Here is a 15979-nt window from a genome sequence, read left to right on the forward strand (position 1 = left end):
GCCTATCTGAAATACCGTAAGGTATTTTTCTGTGTTAGAGGGACATTACGGATCATCATCTTCATTGAGGGGAGTACTACATGAATACGGATATACGCGCACGCTGCCCTGGCCCCATCGTTGCCAGCAATTCAATCCTTACCGCCATGTTGGCACTGGCTTTGTGTTTGACACCGTTTGGCGTCTCAGCCGATGCACCACCAGACACCCCCAGCAATGAAGAACTGTATCAAATGATCCAGCGACTCGAAGACGAGGCAGCGAAGGCGAAAAGGGAAGCCGAACTGGCCAGACAGGAACTCGCCGACAGACAAATACCGGCAGCCGTCTCAGCCGGCATCACTGAGGCACGTGATCCCGCCTACTTCGCCCGGCTGGAAAATACCTTCATGTCCTATGGACAGGAGGGCGGTGCCTCGGATGCGGCTGGCAATGGTGCAGATTTTGGCAACGACTACACACCGAGACTGGAGTTCGGCTATGTCGGCAGCCAGGGGATGGGTATACGCGGCCGCTACTGGAGCTTTGATGACACCGACAGTTCTGATTCCGCCTTCAATGACAAGGTGAAGGTAGACACGGACTCCATTGACCTGGAGCTCTTCCAGCAGTGGCAATGGACAGAGAAGACCGAAGTCGAAGCGTCTATTGGTGTGCGCGTACTGGACTTCGAGCAGACGGCAACAGATTTTGGAAACAACAGGATAGTCGATAGTGATTTCAGCGGTTACGGGGCCACCCTTGGCCTGCAAACCAAACGTAAATGGGGTATCGGCAAGGTCTACGGCCGCAGTCGTCTGTCGGTATTACTTGGCGAACAGGACCTCCAGGTAACAGAAGCGGGTACCTCAACGAAGGTTGATGCGGAAGATAACCCCATTAGCCAGCTGGAACTGGGCTTTGGTTATGAAGTCGCGCGCGAACTCAGATGGGGCAGCGTGAATGCCAACCTGGGTTACGAGTGGCAGTACTGGACCAACACGGCGCCGGCGAATGATACCTTTGGCGGCATTGGTGATGGCGATAACCTTGAGGATGTCAGCTTCAGGGGCTTCGTGCTGGGTGTCGGTGCCGAGTTCTGATGAAGGCGCTTACTGGCCAAACACCATACTTATCAGGTACGCACTATAGCCCAGGTAGCAGGCCAGCAAAGCGCCACCTTCAAAGTGGTTGATGCGGCCGGGGCCGCGGAAGCCATAGCCGAGGATAAACAGCGAAACAGTCAACGCCGCCATGATCAGTATGTCGCGGGAAAAGACCTCGGGCCCCACCGTTAATGGTTCGATTACCCCGGCGATCCCGACCACGGCCAGGGTATTGAACAGGTTGGAACCAATGATGTTTCCCAGGGCGATATCGTGCTCGCCCTTGCGCGCGGCGATGATCGACGAGGCCAGCTCCGGCAGCGATGTGCCAATGGCGACAATGGTCAGGCCGATAACCAGATCACTGATACCGAAGCCATTCGCGAGCTCCACCGCGCCCCAGACCAGAATGCGGGAGCTGATAATCAGCAGGACCAGCCCGACAACCAGCCAGAATGCCGCCCGCCGTACTGGCATGGCATGAACCTCCAGCTCCTGTCCTATTTCGGTGCCGAAGGCATCGGTCTTCTTCTGTAGCCCCTGCCAGATCATCCACATCATCAAGCCAGCGAACACCCCCAGCAGCACGAGGGCGTCGACGCGGCTGATGTGCCCGTCCCATACCTGCCAGGCGGCCAGGGCGGTAATCGCAGTAAGGATCGGCAATTCCTTGCGCAGTATCTGCGAATGCACGGCAATGGGACTGATGAGCGCGGTTATGCCGAGAATCAGCGCAATGTTGGCGATGTTCGAACCGTAGGCATTTCCCAGCGCAATGCCGGGGTTCCCCTGGGAGGCCGAGATGGCCGACACCACCATTTCCGGTGCGGAGGTGCCAAAGCCGACGATCACCATGCCGATCAGAAGCGGCGGCACGCTGAAGTGCCGGGCGGTGGCGGCCGAACCCACCACAAAGCGATCCGCGCTCCATAAAAGGAGTGCAAGACCGAAGATAATGGCGAGAAATGCAATAATCATACAGCTCCAGATTTTAATACATATTCAAAGACATTGCTGTCCCGTTAATCCCCTCTCCCTTCGGGATAACCAGCGCCCTGGCTGTCGTCGTTTGACAGCTTAGGCGAATGGCTAGTTGTTCCACCAGAAGGTCAGGATGAGGGAGTAAATAAAACGATGTGTCATCGAATCTAAATCCCCTAACCCTCTGTATGCAGAAGAATCTTTCAAGGTGACCTGCAGCGGCTGGCATGTTATCTTGAAAACTATCCATCTTTTTCCCTGGGGTTGAATGGATGTAGTCAATCAAGCATAACCGGTATAAAAATCATCGTCACCGGGCCGGCTGAGTGAAGCTAAAACAGGCACAATCAAAATAAGCTTCGGCCTGCATGAGGGGGTATTCCTGAACAACAATTCTGCTCGTGCAGAATGGCTCAGGACTGCACTGTAACAGTGGCAGGATGCAACTGAATAAGGACAAGAACAGGCAAGCAATGGAACGGACCGAGCGCTTTTATAAAATCTGCAAGGAACTGGATAAAAAAAGACCAGTCACAACGGCAAAGCTCCTGCCCATATTGGGGGAGATCTCCCGCTACACCCTGCGGCGGGACATCAACTATCTCATCGACCATTTCAATGCACCCATCGAATATGACCGCGCCAGCAAAGGGTGGCGTTATATCCCAGGCAGCGAGCAGTTCGAACTGCCCGGGCTTTGGTTTTCGCCAAGTGAAGCGCAGGCGCTGGTGACATTGCAACACTTGCTCCAGGATCTCCAGCCCGGTCTGCTTGAGCCTTATCTGCGCCCGGTGCAAACACGCATTGGTAAATTACTGCAGCAGAGTGAGCAGACCCTTGACGAAGTCGGGCGTCGCATTCGCATTTTGTCGCAAAACGCCAGAATCGTGCCCTCACAGTATTTTGAACTGAGCAGCTATGCCGTTCTGGCCCGCAAACGCCTGTCCATCAGCCACTACCATCGCGAACGCGACGAGACCACAGTACGTGAGATATCACCACAACGGCTCGTGCATTACCGTGACAACTGGTATCTGGACGCCTATGACCACCTGCGCAGCAGTTTGCGCACCTTCTCGCTGGCCACCCTGACAAAGGTAACCGCGCTGGATAAAGCCGCGCGGAACATTGCAGATAACAAGCTCAACCAGGAACTGGCCGATAGCTATGGCATCTTTGCCGGCAAGCAAACCCAAACCGCGATATTACGCTTCACCCCCTATCGGGCGCGCTGGGTCTCACAAGAACAGTGGCATCCCAGGCAGAAATCCCGGTTTGAAGGCGAATATTACCTCCTGGAAATACCTTATGCGGACGATCGGGAATTGCTCATGGATATTCTCAAACATGGCTCGGAAGTCGAGGTTTTAGCACCAAAAAACCTCCGCGCCAGAGTGCGTGAAACGCTCAAAGAGGCGCATAAAAACTACACAAAATAATTCACAGACAGGCATGGGGTGCAACAGCAGCAATGGTAAAAAGGTAACCTGAATTAATTCGCTTATAAGGGCGACAAGGCATCACGACCATTGCCATCATATTGTTGCAAGATAATTCTCACTGTGGAACGAAATGAATAATATTTATCGGGCGCACGTCAAACAGAATGCCAACAGTGAGTGGCTAGCGCATCACCTCGAAGACCATTTACGTGAAATGGGGCAGTTGGCGGCTGAAAAGGCAGTTGAGCAGTCGCCGTGTATAACGGATATACGTTAGTTCGAGATAAACAGGGGAACATCTGTGGACCAACTCACTGATCTGAAAGCCATATTGCATTCCAAGCGCGCCAATATTTATTACCTGGAAATGTGCCGGGTGATGCAAAAGGACGGGCGGGTGCTTTATTTGACCGAGGCGAAAGACGAGAACCAGTACTGGAATATCCCCATTGCCAACACAACCGTCATTCTATTAGGTACCGGCACGTCGATTACCCAGGCTGCAATGCGCATGTTGGCCAGCGCGGGTGTATTAGTTGGTTTTAGTGGGGGCGGTGCCACACCCCTCATCGCGGCGACAGAAATAGAATGGCTAACGCCCCAAAGCGAATACCGGCCTACCGAATACCTGCAAGGCTGGATGCAATTCTGGTTTGATGATGAAAAACGCCTGCAAGCCGCCAGATTCTTTCAGCAGCAGCGCATCGGGTTTTTGGAAAAAGTGTGGAGCAAAGACCGCGACCTGAAATCGGACGGCTTCACGATTGAAAACACCGCTATCCAGCAGGCACTGGATAGCAGCCGCAACAAAATCGACGCAGCCAAACAGGTAGGACACCTGCTGCAAGGGGAGGCGGAACTCACCAAAAAACTCTACAAAATCGCCGCCCAAAGCACTAAGCACGGTGAATTCGTGCGAGAGCGTGACGCCGTCGACACCGCCAATGCCTTTCTAAACCACGGCAACTATCTCGCCTACGGCCTGGCCGCCACCACCCTATGGGTGCTCGGCATCCCCCACGGCTTCGCTGTCATGCACGGCAAAACCCGCCGTGGCGCACTGGTGTTCGACGTGGCGGATCTGATCAAGGACGCGCTGATCCTGCCCTGGGCCTTCATCTGTGCCAAAGAAAACGCCACTGAACAGGAATTCCGCCAGCAATGCCTGCAGGCCTTTACCGACCACAAGGCGCTGGATTTCATGTTTGAGCAGGTCAAGGCCATAGCCCTCAGGCATCATGAAACTAAAGCTGATGCTGTATGAGCAATCTCAATACCTTATATCATCTTCATCGATTCTGTCTCGAGTTCCCCCTCTCCCTCAGGGAGAGGGTTGGGGTGAGGGGATCGGGGTTGGATAACTCATTATGATGGTCACCTTCGTCTCCCAGTGCGAAAAGAAGGCACTCAACCGCACCCGCCGGGTGCTGGATGCTTTCGCCGACCGGATTGGTGATAACACCTGGCAGACGGTGATAACCCAGGAAGGGCTACTGGCTGTGAAAAAACTATTGCGTAAAACGGCAAGTAAAAATACCGCCGTGAGTTGTCATTGGATACGCAGTCGGTCTAGGACGGAGTTGGTTTGGGTGGTGGGGAATAGAAACAAGTTCAATGAGCGCGGTATAGTACCTGTAAATCACACAGAAAATGAGATTGAACAATTCATGGATAGCGCGCATTGGAATACTCTGGAAATTATCAAATTTGCTGCCGCCATCGCCGGGCTGTTTCATGATTTTGGTAAGGCCATTATTTTGTTTCAGAAAAAGCTGAGTAAAGGCACAAAATCCTACGAACCTTACCGTCATGAGTGGGTGTCATTACGCCTTTTTCAGGCATTTGTTGATGCAAAATCAGATGGAGAGTGGCTTGAAGCATTGAGTCAGGTTGAAAAAGATCAAAGCATTTCATGTTTTAGGGATGGAATAGATACGCAAGATAAAAGTGATTTTGACAAACACCCATTACAGAATTTGCCGCCTTTTGCCCAGTTGGTTGCCTGGTTAATCCTGACTCACCATAAGTTACCTTTAACACCCAGCTGGAAGGTCGGAATTAACAATGCTCCGCTAGAACATATTGAGCATTGGTTCACGAACGGTTTTGACGCTATCTGGAACTCATACAACTGTAAAGACGATGACATTAAAAGCCTGATAGATGACAACTGGAAGTTTACTGATAACGGCTTGCCCTATCAAAGTAAGAAATGGAGATCGCACGCTTGTGTGATTGCATCAGAAGCAATAACTGTCCTTAAGCATCTGGATGGAACAAGATTTCTGCAAGATAATATTTTCACTTCACATCTGGCACGTTTAAGCCTAATGCTGGCTGATCACAATTATTCGGCTCAGGACAAAACCGAAGAATGGCAAAGCCCGAATTACAAGGTTTATGCAAATACTGATAGAGAAACCAAAGCAATAAAACAGCAATTGGATGAGCATCTGATCGGTGTCGCTTATCACGCCAAAGATATTGTTAAGGCCCTGCCGAAATTGAATGCCAGTAGTAAATGCTTAAGATCACTTCCAGAAAATGCCTTTCTTGAAGGCGGTACGCCAAAAGCTTTTAAAGAACAATTTGGCTGGCAGGATGATGCGAAGAACCTTGCTCTAAAACTGAGCGAAACAAGTTCACAGCAGGGATTTTTCGGTATCAACATGGCATCCACTGGCAAAGGCAAAACTCTGGCCAATGCCAAGATCATGTATGCCCTGGGCGAGAAAACAGGCAGGCGGCGCTTTTGCGTGGCATTAGGGTTACGTGCGCTTACGCTGCAAACCGGTAGAGAGTACCGCACAGAGCTGGACTTGAACGACGAGCAATTAGCGATTGCAGTGGGTGGAACGGCAGTTAAACAACTATTCGAAACCGCACATGAAAATAAAAACGAGGTCAATCTGGAAGTAGATACTGGCAGCGAATCGCAGAACGATTATCTCGATCCAGATTTGTATGTCGATTATCAGGGAAGCATCCAGGAGCATAGCCTGTCGAAATGGACCAAAGATAATCCGCGTATCGAAAAGCTGATCCAGGCGCCGGTATTGGTCTGCACCATTGATCATCTTGTCCCGGCCACCGATGGCACCAAAGGCGGCAAACAGATTGCCCCTATGCTGAGGCTGCTTACTTCAGATTTGGTGATTGACGAACCAGATGATTTTGGTCTGGACGATTTGCCAGCTTTATGTCGTCTGGTGCATTGGGCAGGAATGTTAGGCAGCCGGGTTTTGTTGTCCACCGCCACCATGCCGCCGGCATTAGCCTATGCGGCTTTTGAAGCCTATCAGGCGGGGTGGTCGCAATATGCTAAGGCCAATCTATCGGGTTGGAATGGCTGGATAAACTGCGTTTGGTTCGATGAAGAAAACGCCACGGATTGCAGCTCGAACGATATTGAATCGTTTATAAAAGCGCACAAAAGATTTGTTGCTTATCGAATAAAACATTTGAAGGATAAAGCTAAAGCAAAACATAAAGCCGAAATATTGCCTATAGATAGAGTCGATCAGGAAACGGTTTATCAAACGGCTGCCAGCGTCATACAGCAAGGTGCGTTGCAATTACATCAATATCATGGAAAAGAAATCGAGCAAAAGCATGTCTCCATCGGGTTGGTGCGAATGGCCAACATTAATCCATTGGTGGCGGTTGCCAAAGAACTGTTAAATCTTAAGATTACTCAACCGAACACTCGTATTCATTTATGCGTCTATCACAGCCGATACCCGCTGGCGATCCGCTCCTATATCGAAAACAAACTGGATCTGATGCTCAAACGCAACTCAAAACAGAATGACTGGCCACCGCAAGAGCTAAAAGACAAAGTAGCCGCCTTTCCGGAAAAGCATCAGATTTTTATTGTGCTGGCTTCACCTGTCGCCGAAGTCGGCCGAGATCATGACTATGACTGGGCTATAATCGAACCCAGCTCCATGCGCTCCATTATCCAGATAGCAGGAAGAGTATTGAGACACCGGGAGAGTGAACCGGAACATGCCAATATTCTGCTACTGGATAAGAACATCAAATGCCTTAGAGGTGAAAAGCCCTGTTTTGAAAGGCCAGGTTTTGAACTGAGTAAATTAAAACTAAAAATGGAGCAAAATGACCTAACGCATGTTTTGTATAAAGAGCAATATCAAACCATTAACTCCATTCAGCGAATAACAACACCTGAGAAATATGACGAAACCGCGACAAAAAACCTGGTCTCACTCGAACATAAGGCGCTTCGAGAAACATTGCTGACGTCACCGATGTCGGCTAAATTGTGGTGGGATACAAAACCATTCTGGTGTGGCGAAGTGCAGAAGCAACAACGATTTCGCGATTCCAAAAAAGATGAAGCATTGTATTTAACGCTGGATAACGATGAGCCAAAATGGTTATGGAAAAATGAGCATGTTTATCCTGCCAAATGGACAGACCAGATTTCAGGTTCCGTCTTCAGTATAAAATCATCTGAAAATATAGAAATGGCAGAGAACAATGGATTTTGGTTTGAATTGAAAGCGCATAGTATCTATCAAAAACTGGCGGAGGAACTGGATATTGAGATTGAAGAGGCAGCTCGCCGATTTGGTGAAGTTCGGTTAGTTAACTATGACAGGAATGAACTGGATGAATATTTTTATTCGCAGAATTATGGGCTTTATCAGGAGGTAAAAGATTGATGAATCAATTAGGGTTAGAATTTAAAGGTAAAATACTCGAATTTATCCGAGCGAGGGCCGAAGAAAAACAAGTTGCTCGTTTGATCAAGGAGGACAAAAAGAGAGCAGGGACAGACTCTAAACAAGCCATTATTACGCAGCTCAAAACATTTTTACTGGAAAGCGACGATGTCGATAAAGCTAAATTGGAAGAAGTCGTTAATGCAAAAAATAAGGACGACTCTGTAACGGCTATATGTTTTGCGAACCAAAAGCTTAAGCAGATAGTTTCTTTGTGTGCTGATCCGCATGATGAAGCCGTCCTGAGGATATTAAACTTATATGAAGATTCTAAAACACAGATCGAGCAGGATCATATACACGAGGTCTGGCTCGATAAGTACGCTGGGTTTGCGGCAGGTGTAAAATTTGCCACACACGTTCCGAAGCTTTCACATCCTGGTATTAAAGGTGCGACACCATTTTATGTTCAGTTAAGTGCTTTTAACCAAAACTCAAAGCCCTATGTGACTACTGATCGTATTAAAAATCCAGAATTGGATGATGCTATTGATAATGCCGCTTATACACCAGTAGCAAATTTGTTGAAGATAGAGATTGATGGGGTGTCAATCGCAAATTATTTGGCGGATGATGACCTATCACCATTAATGTACCTAAGTCAAGATGAAAAAAAAGTAGCTCAGTGGGGGAAATTATTTTCATCAGTATTAAAGACCGACAAGGCGGCAACACATTCGTTGGCCAAGCAAGTATTTTTCCCCATAGACAATGATGAGCGCTATCACTTGTTATGTAACGTAGCATCTTCCAGCTTGGCTCACTATATATACAAAGCTATTGCGGAAGGCTCTGGTAAAAATGTATCGAAGCTAAAAGAGAAAAACAAATATTGTGGAAATGCTTCATTTTACTTTCCTGGCTACGCTAAGTTGGCTGTTACATCGCTTGATGGGGCGAAGAATGTTTCGCCCCTCACTAGTAAAAGAGCTGGGAAAATGACGCTATTAAGAAGTCAGCCACCTACTTGGCGATCCCAACTCAAACCACCTGTTTTTAAAAAATCCCTGTTTTTTGAACCTTCCATCTATTCGCAAGCAAAGGAAGATATTGACTATTTACGGGATTTTCTAATGCGCTTTGAGCAAATCGAGCTGAGCATCAAAAACCCTAAACGTATGAAATGGATCGAACAATGGATCGGCGAAATTATAGACGAGGTATTGTTTTATATTGCCAGCATCCGGAAACTGCCTGCCGGATGGTCATCCGCTTCCGATATCAAACTCATACCGGAGCACCAGTATTTGCTTGATCCTGACCGCAGCGATGCTGACTTTCAAACGGCTATAGCCAATACGGATTGGCCATCTGTGGTCTGTAAAGACTTCACTGACTGGCTGAACAATAAACTGACAGGTAAGGATAAACAGTTTACCCCGCAAGCCCAACATACCCGCCTTTGGTATGAAATGTTTGAACCGGAATTAAGAGAGTTAATTCAGACAGTAGAATTCGACCGCAAACATAAAACGGAGGTGGAAGCGTGAGCCAGTATTTATTACTCAATCGCGTGCGCGTGCAAAATGCCAATGCCGTTTCGGGATTTACCTGGGGCTTTCCTGCTATCACTCATTTTTTAGGCTTTACCCATAATCTGCACCGGAAGCTGAAACAACATCCCTATTTTAAAGGCTTCAGCTTGCGAGGCTGTGCCGTCATTGCGCACGAACATCAGGTGCATAGTTACAAATCATCGGGAGGCATTAACTTTTCACAAAACAAATCCGCGCATTATCTTGAGCTGAAGTTTGATAAAGGCCGCCTCAAAGATCCCTCGGTTATTGAAGAAGCGAAAATGAATATGACCGTGTCGCTGCTGATTGGCTTTGATGGCTATGTAGGTAGTCAGGAAGAGAGTTTTAAAGAATGGATCAGGAAAATGAGCCAGATACAAAGAATGGCTGGCGGTACGGTTATGGATATCGATTCCGTAGATTTGCTTGATCTTGGCGAAGAATCAAATTTGCGGAGCCTGAAACGGAAACTATTACCCGGCTTTATATTGCAAGATCGTTCTGAATATCTGGCCGATCATTTTAAAAAGTTGCAGCAGCAAAATCCGGATGCCGAGCTGATTGACGCCTGGCTGGATTTTTCAGCATTGAAACAGAAAGCAAGGCCGAAATGTGGTCTGATAGAAAAACATTTGCAAAAACGATGGAAAGATAACCCGGACAATGAAAAATCAGAACAATTATTGACTTGCTGGCAAAACCATAAAGAAGAACCTTATGATCAGAGCAATATTCCATCATTGCTAACAACTTATTTCTCATCTCTGGATGAAAAGACCAATAATAAATTACTGGAACAATGGAGAAGCTACTACAACCCAACAGAAAAGACTGATGCCGAGTGGGAATATATCAAAAAACCAGAAAAAGGATACCTGGTGCCCATCATGACCGGCTACAAGGCCATATCGCAAGTGTATGAAAAAGACACTGTGATTGATGCTCGCGACAATAAAACCGATGTTTGTTTTGTTGAGTCAGTGCATTCCGTAGGCGAATGGCAAAGCATTCACCGCATTAAAACTGCTGAAGCATTGGCAAACAGCCTCTGGGATTACTCGCCTTATGAGGAACACTGGTATCTGTGTAAACGAGGCATAGAGCACCATAAACAGGATGATGCAACTCAAGCATCGAGTATTTACGAATAATTATTATAATTTTACTGACGAGGAAAATTGATATGACTATAGACTTACCAAGCATGCTTTCATTTGAGCACAAACTGGAAACATCAGATGGTTTAATGTTTTCAGGAAATTGGAATGAAAAAGATCGAAAGGATGAGTGGAAGGTAATACCTATCACAAAAAGACAGAACAGATCGACACAGAGCGCGCATGGAACGAGTGACGAAGACAAAATAAAGCCGAATCCGGTTTCATCAGATAGCGATGACGCTAATCTTCCGATTGATAAAGATGCATTAAGAGTCAGTTTCAGCTTAAGGGTTATTGGTAATCTTGGAAAACCCTTTGGTTGCAATGATCCGGGTTTTGAATCTGCAATAGTTGCGAAAATAGGTGAATTCAAAGAATCAAATAGCGTAGGTGAATTGGCGTATCGCTATGCCTACAATATTGCCAATGGGCGGTTCTTGTGGCGAAACCGTGTGGGAGCAGATGAAATATCCATACATGTAACCGCAGGAAATGACCAAACATTGATCTTCAATGCTTATGATTTTTCATTGTCGGATTTTGATAAAAACAAAGAACTAGCTGATCTAAATACACTTGTTGCAATTATTGAAACAGGTTTGAAAGGTGATGGTGAAAGCTTTGTGCTGATCAATGTCGACGCCTATGTCAAATTCGGAGTGCTTCAGCATGTTTTTCCCTCGCAAGAAATGAATATGAATGTGAAGGGTAAATCACTGTTTCAATTAGATGGTTGCGCTGCCATGCATAATGTCAAAATCGGCAATGCCCTTCGCACCATAGACACCTGGTATCCTCGTTATGCCGAAGAAAAACAGCCTATTGCGATTGAACCTTTTGGCGCAGTGACGCAACGCGGTGATGCTTATCGTAAAAATAAAAAAGAGGGTGATTTGTATAGCTTGATGCTTGATTGGGTTAATGACAAAGACATAACTGATAATCAAAAATCCTATGTCACTGCTAATCTGATCCGTGGCGGTGTATTCAGTAAAAAGAGCGATAAAAAGGGGTAGCCCATGAATTACTACCAGGATTTAACTCTCATGCCGAATACTGAAGTTAACCTCGGCTATATCTGGAAAAAAGTCTTTCAACAGGTACACATTGCCTTGGTGGATAACAGAGTCGGTGACAATGAATCCGCTATTGCACTTTCAATTCCGGGTTATAAATCAGGGGCGTCGAAAGAAAAGTACTTTCCTTTAGGCGATAAACTGCGTTTGTTAGCTGCCAATGAAGACGCGCTAGTAAAGCTGGACATTCACCAATGGCTAAAACGGTTGAGCGATTATTGTCATATTAAACCGATTAAAGCTGTGCCTGCTAGCATCAAGCAGTACGCACAATTTAAACGTAAACCCGTTAAGTCAATTGAAAAAAAGGCGAAGCGCAGAGCTGAGCATTTGAATAAACCTTATGCTGAGGTTCTGGCTTATTTACTTAAAGAAGGGAGATCTGACAAAAGTTCATTACCCTATATTAACGTCGAGAGTCAGGAGACTAAAAAGCGAGTAGCGCAAGGGGTGTCATGTCAGTTTTCACTCTTCATCGAGCAGATGCTTTTTGATGCGCCTGCTTCGGGGAAGTTTGACTGCTACGGCCTCTCCAAAACCGCCACCGTCCCCTGGTTTGACTAACCGTTGACTGGCGGTAGCTGGCTTACGAACGCAAGGCACGGTATTAACCACATTTGCCTGAGGTTCTGAACAATGATGATTTTGGGGACATTTTGTTGCTTTCTAACACTTGGCAGCCGTCTACTGAGAAATATGGGTTGGCCATCCACGATTGCCTAGCCTATAATCTAGACAGTCTAGACAGAAAGTGAGGTGAGAACTATGTCGTGGCAATTACAGGATGCAAAAAATCGCCTCAGTGCCGTGGTTAAGGCGGCTGAAAAAGAGGGGCCTCAGGTGATAACCGTCCATGGGCAGGAGAAAGCGGTCGTGCTTTCCGCCGAGGCCTACCAGCGCCTGGTGCAGCGCAAGGGGAGTTTGTTGGAGTTTTTCCAGCACTCGCCCTGGGCGAAAACCGAGATTGATATTTCCCGTTCAAAGGATACCGGCCGGGAAGTCGAGTTGTGAATTACCTGCTTGATACCTGCCTGTTATCTGAGCTGCGAAAACCGGAGCCGGATGCCGGGGTGGTGGCATGGGTATCCGATGTCGATGAGAGCAGGTTGTTTGTCAGTGTCCTGAGCCTGGGGGAGATTCAAAAAGGAGTCGCCAAACTGGAGGATGGCCGGCGCAAGAACGCGTTTCAGCACTGGCTCGAACAGGATTTGCTGGTTCGCTTTGAGGGTCGCATTCTAGCCCTGGATCTCGATATGGCGCTGGAATGGGGATTTGTGAGTGCAGCAACCGAGAGCCGGGGGAAACCGGCCCCGGTTGTCGATGCCCTGCTGGCGGTAACGGCATTGGTGCGTAACCTCACCCTGGTGACCCGTAACGTCAAAGACTTTGACGGTTTTCCGGTGAAGGTGCTCAATCCCTGGAATCATGGTTAAAGATATCGCGTGCCAGAGCCGCGCGGTGGTTTACGTGGGCATAGAGTTTTATATCAAAATTGATATATTAGTGATAAGGGACTATCATGAGAAAGCTCCTATTCGAGGGCGATACCCTGGCGCTGATCCGTCAGTTACCTGATGACGCACGGCACCGGGCCGGTTATGAGATTGACCGGGTACAGCGGGACAGAGAACCTGAAAACTGGAAGCCGTTTCCTGCAATCGGGCAAGGTGCGCGCGAGATTCGAATACAGGTGAGCAGGCAATACCGGATTATCTACATTGCGAAATTTGCGGATACGGTGCATGTCCTGCATGTGTTCGCGAAAAAGTCACAGAAAACCCGAAAGTCGGATATCGAAATCGCGAAGAACAGATTGAAAGAAGTTATCAGGAGGTATCGATAATCATGTCACAGGAATTTACGAGTGTCTGGGATGCGATTGAAGGTGATCAGGTACAGGCTGCGAACCTGAAATTACGCTCTCAGTTAATGATAGAAGTCTCCGAATATGTCAAAGAATCCGGTTTGACACAGACCGAAGCGGCAAAAAAACTCGGCACGACTCAACCCCGGTTGAATGATGTATTAAAAGGCAGAATCGAAAAATGCACAGTCGACCGACTGGTGAACATGCTCGCTGCGGTCGGTTACAAGGTAAATCTGGACATTTCACACGCTGCCTGATGATGTAGTAACCGGTTTGGTCGGTTACTACCCATTATTTTTCGCTCTTTAACAATTCGATAAAAAATCAGTAAGTTACAACTTTGCTTAAAAAGATTGGTTAGATACCCAAATTCTTGCTAAGCATTTGTTGTAACTTATTTTTTGCCTATATAATTGCTGTTCACTGCCGCACAGGCAGCTTAGAAAATCTAACAGCGTTGGCCGCTGGTGCAGGGGAGGTTCACTGCCGCACAGGCAGCTTAGAAAACCTGTCAATATCCTTGGCAGACACATCCATAGTTCACTGCCGCACAGGCAGCTTAGAAAAGCAACTACGGCCAGCACTTTGTCAGTGTTTAGTTCACTGCCGCACAGGCAGCTTAGAAAACAAGGTAATCAGACGTGATGGTTCAGTTGAAGTTCACTGCCGCACAGGCAGCTTAGAAAGTGTACAGCCAGCCAGTCAGCCGCTTCATTAGGTTCACTGCCGCACAGGCAGCTTAGAAAGACTACTGGAAGAGGGTATGGATGTGGAGTCTGTTCACTGCCGCACAGGCAGCTTAGAAATCACTCTCATTCTGGGCATTCTCTTTCACGATGTTCACTGCCGCACAGGCAGCTTAGAAAACGCAAAAGGCCATAATCATCACAGTATTGGTGTTCACTGCCGCACAGGCAGCTTAGAAAATCTTCAACTCGTTCCTCGATGCGGTCTTCGAGTTCACTGCCGCACAGGCAGCTTAGAAATTCTCGCCGGATGCCGCAGTCTTAAAGTTGAAGTTCACTGCCGCACAGGCAGCTTAGAAAAAGTACCCCGAGTGCTTCGGCTATTCGTCTTTGTTCACTGCCGCACAGGCAGCTTAGAAAAAAGCCGTAACCTTCAGCAGACTTCTCGCCAGGTTCACTGCCGCACAGGCAGCTTAGAAAATACTCAGAATCTTCGTCACCAAAGCCGTAACGTTCACTGCCGCACAGGCAGCTTAGAAATTTGGGATACAGAAGAGATGAAGAGCATTAAAGTTCACTGCCGCACAGGCAGCTTAGAAATGATATTGATTTACGATTCGTGTTCTCAAATCGTTCACTGCCGCACAGGCAGCTTAGAAAATCCTATCCCGGTCGATATGACTGCCCGACTAGTTCACTGCCGCACAGGCAGCTTAGAAAACGTGAGCGAACGATAGTCACACTGAAGCTGAGTTCACTGCCGCACAGGCAGCTTAGAAATCAATGACTAACAGGTATTGGTGAAACTCGTCGTTCACTGCCGCACAGGCAGCTTAGAAATTAGTGAACATGAGGTCTATGAGCAGAATGAAGTTCACTGTCGCACAGGCAGCTTAGAAAACTCGCTTACAAACTGGCTAGGAATATCTTCAGTTCACTGCCGCACAGGCAGCTTAGAAATTGTGAATGTTGCGAGGGCATAGCTGGTAAACGTTCACTGCCGCACAGGCAGCTTAGAAAGCCGAGAAACCCGCCGACTTGTGTAATATCATGTTCACTGCCGCACAGGCAGCTTAGAAAATTGGTTAATCGAACGTGTTACGTCTGTAGTGGTTCACTGCCGCACAGGCAGCTTAGAAAGTGGAAAATTAACAGTAATGTACTGGAGGTATGTTCACTGCCGCACAGGCAGCTTAGAAATTCAGGAAGCAGTGACTCCACTTCACGCTTGAGTTCACTGCCGCACAGGCAGCTTAGAAATCTAGATTGTCGTCGTAAGCTGGTAAAGATGAGTTCACTGCCGCACAGGCAGCTTAGAAAACTCATGCATATAAATAATTGCCTCGTCAGAAAAATTCATGGGTAGTTTTCGGGGCAGGTAGCGCTCCAAGCGCGTGATATAAGGCGATTTCAGTCG

At 47.6% G+C, this 15979-nt stretch carries 14 protein-coding genes and 1 CRISPR repeat array; of the genes, 13 read left to right on the forward strand and 1 reads right to left on the reverse strand.

The window, feature by feature from the left end; all coding sequences use genetic code 11:
• The first annotated feature begins 80 nt into the window (after positions 1-80).
• The gene (locus RQ738_RS01555; protein ID WP_314161622.1) at positions 81-1082 is read left to right on the forward strand and encodes an Lpg1974 family pore-forming outer membrane protein; all 1002 of its coding nucleotides are present in this window, start codon (positions 81-83) and stop codon (positions 1080-1082) included.
• Positions 1083-1091: 9 nt separating this feature from the next.
• On the opposite strand, the gene RQ738_RS01560 is transcribed toward RQ738_RS01555, so the two are convergent.
• The gene (locus RQ738_RS01560; protein WP_314161623.1) at positions 1092-2063 is read right to left on the reverse strand and encodes a calcium/sodium antiporter; all 972 of its coding nucleotides are present in this window, start codon (positions 2061-2063) and stop codon (positions 1092-1094) included.
• Positions 2064-2506: 443 nt separating this feature from the next.
• Between RQ738_RS01560 and RQ738_RS01565 the strand changes: the two genes are divergently transcribed.
• From RQ738_RS01565 to RQ738_RS01620, 12 genes are all read left to right on the forward strand, one after another.
• Complete coding sequence (locus tag RQ738_RS01565; protein WP_314161624.1) at positions 2507-3505, forward strand: helix-turn-helix transcriptional regulator; 999 nt, start codon at positions 2507-2509, stop codon at positions 3503-3505.
• A 133-nt stretch (positions 3506-3638) separates the two neighbouring features.
• Positions 3639-3785 carry a hypothetical protein gene (locus tag RQ738_RS01570; RefSeq protein WP_314161625.1) on the forward strand — a complete coding sequence of 49 codons (147 nt, stop codon included), beginning with the start codon at positions 3639-3641 and terminating at the stop codon, positions 3783-3785.
• A 24-nt stretch (positions 3786-3809) separates the two neighbouring features.
• A complete protein-coding gene (gene cas1f / locus RQ738_RS01575; RefSeq protein ID WP_314161626.1) occupies positions 3810-4772 on the forward strand; it encodes a type I-F CRISPR-associated endonuclease Cas1f in 963 nt (320 codons plus the stop codon).
• A 103-nt stretch (positions 4773-4875) separates the two neighbouring features.
• Positions 4876-8196 (forward strand): type I-F CRISPR-associated helicase Cas3f, encoded by a 3321-nt coding sequence (gene cas3f / locus RQ738_RS01580; RefSeq protein ID WP_314161627.1) that lies wholly within the window; start codon positions 4876-4878, stop codon positions 8194-8196.
• Entirely contained in the window at positions 8196-9746 is a 1551-nt protein-coding gene (gene csy1 / locus RQ738_RS01585; protein ID WP_314161628.1) for a type I-F CRISPR-associated protein Csy1, read from the forward strand. Before cas3f ends, csy1 begins: the two co-directional genes overlap by 1 nt.
• Positions 9743-10924 carry a type I-F CRISPR-associated protein Csy2 gene (csy2, locus tag RQ738_RS01590; RefSeq protein ID WP_314161629.1) on the forward strand — a complete coding sequence of 394 codons (1182 nt, stop codon included), beginning with the start codon at positions 9743-9745 and terminating at the stop codon, positions 10922-10924. The genes csy1 and csy2 overlap by 4 nt, the downstream gene beginning before the upstream one ends.
• 32 nt (positions 10925-10956) lie before the next feature.
• Positions 10957-11949: a type I-F CRISPR-associated protein Csy3 gene (gene csy3, locus RQ738_RS01595; RefSeq protein WP_314161630.1), complete on the forward strand. Its 993-nt coding sequence runs from the start codon at positions 10957-10959 to the stop codon at positions 11947-11949.
• A gap of 3 nt (positions 11950-11952) precedes the next feature.
• A complete protein-coding gene (cas6f, locus tag RQ738_RS01600) occupies positions 11953-12573 on the forward strand; it encodes a type I-F CRISPR-associated endoribonuclease Cas6/Csy4 (protein WP_314161631.1) in 621 nt (206 codons plus the stop codon).
• Positions 12574-12774: 201 nt separating this feature from the next.
• Positions 12775-13020, forward strand: a complete 246-nt coding sequence (locus RQ738_RS01605; RefSeq protein ID WP_314161632.1) for a type II toxin-antitoxin system Phd/YefM family antitoxin — start codon at positions 12775-12777, stop codon at positions 13018-13020.
• Entirely contained in the window at positions 13017-13442 is a 426-nt protein-coding gene (locus RQ738_RS01610; protein ID WP_314161633.1) for a type II toxin-antitoxin system VapC family toxin, read from the forward strand. The genes RQ738_RS01605 and RQ738_RS01610 overlap by 4 nt, the downstream gene beginning before the upstream one ends.
• Before the next feature lie 86 nt (positions 13443-13528).
• Positions 13529-13852, forward strand: coding sequence for a type II toxin-antitoxin system RelE/ParE family toxin (locus RQ738_RS01615; RefSeq protein WP_314161634.1), 324 nt, complete (start codon positions 13529-13531; stop codon positions 13850-13852).
• A gap of 2 nt (positions 13853-13854) precedes the next feature.
• Complete coding sequence (locus tag RQ738_RS01620; protein WP_314161635.1) at positions 13855-14133, forward strand: helix-turn-helix domain-containing protein; 279 nt, start codon at positions 13855-13857, stop codon at positions 14131-14133.
• A gap of 161 nt (positions 14134-14294) precedes the next feature.
• Positions 14295-15882: a CRISPR direct-repeat array (repeat unit 28 nt; unit sequence GTTCACTGCCGCACAGGCAGCTTAGAAA).
• Positions 15883-15979: the final 97 nt, after the last annotated feature.

It is taken from the genome of Sulfuriflexus sp., assembly GCF_032250955.1.
Lineage (GTDB): Bacteria > Pseudomonadota > Gammaproteobacteria > AKS1 > AKS1 > Sulfuriflexus.

Excerpts from the sequence above, each read along its gene's own strand:
- cas3f (WP_314161627.1), top strand. The coding sequence starts at position 4,876 with ATGATGGTCACCTTCGTCTCCCAGTGCGAAAAGAAGGCACTCAACCGC.
- RQ738_RS01565 (WP_314161624.1), top strand. The coding sequence starts at position 2,507 with ATGCAACTGAATAAGGACAAGAACAGGCAAGCAATGGAACGGACCGAG.
- csy3 (WP_314161630.1), top strand. The coding sequence starts at position 10,957 with ATGACTATAGACTTACCAAGCATGCTTTCATTTGAGCACAAACTGGAA.
- cas6f (WP_314161631.1), top strand. The coding sequence starts at position 11,953 with ATGAATTACTACCAGGATTTAACTCTCATGCCGAATACTGAAGTTAAC.
- RQ738_RS01560 (WP_314161623.1), bottom strand. The coding sequence starts at position 2,063 with ATGATTATTGCATTTCTCGCCATTATCTTCGGTCTTGCACTCCTTTTA.
- RQ738_RS01555 (WP_314161622.1), top strand. The coding sequence starts at position 81 with ATGAATACGGATATACGCGCACGCTGCCCTGGCCCCATCGTTGCCAGC.
- csy1 (WP_314161628.1), top strand. The coding sequence starts at position 8,196 with ATGAATCAATTAGGGTTAGAATTTAAAGGTAAAATACTCGAATTTATC.
- RQ738_RS01615 (WP_314161634.1), top strand. The coding sequence starts at position 13,529 with ATGAGAAAGCTCCTATTCGAGGGCGATACCCTGGCGCTGATCCGTCAG.
- RQ738_RS01605 (WP_314161632.1), top strand. The coding sequence starts at position 12,775 with ATGTCGTGGCAATTACAGGATGCAAAAAATCGCCTCAGTGCCGTGGTT.
- RQ738_RS01620 (WP_314161635.1), top strand. The coding sequence starts at position 13,855 with ATGTCACAGGAATTTACGAGTGTCTGGGATGCGATTGAAGGTGATCAG.
- RQ738_RS01570 (WP_314161625.1), top strand. The coding sequence starts at position 3,639 with ATGAATAATATTTATCGGGCGCACGTCAAACAGAATGCCAACAGTGAG.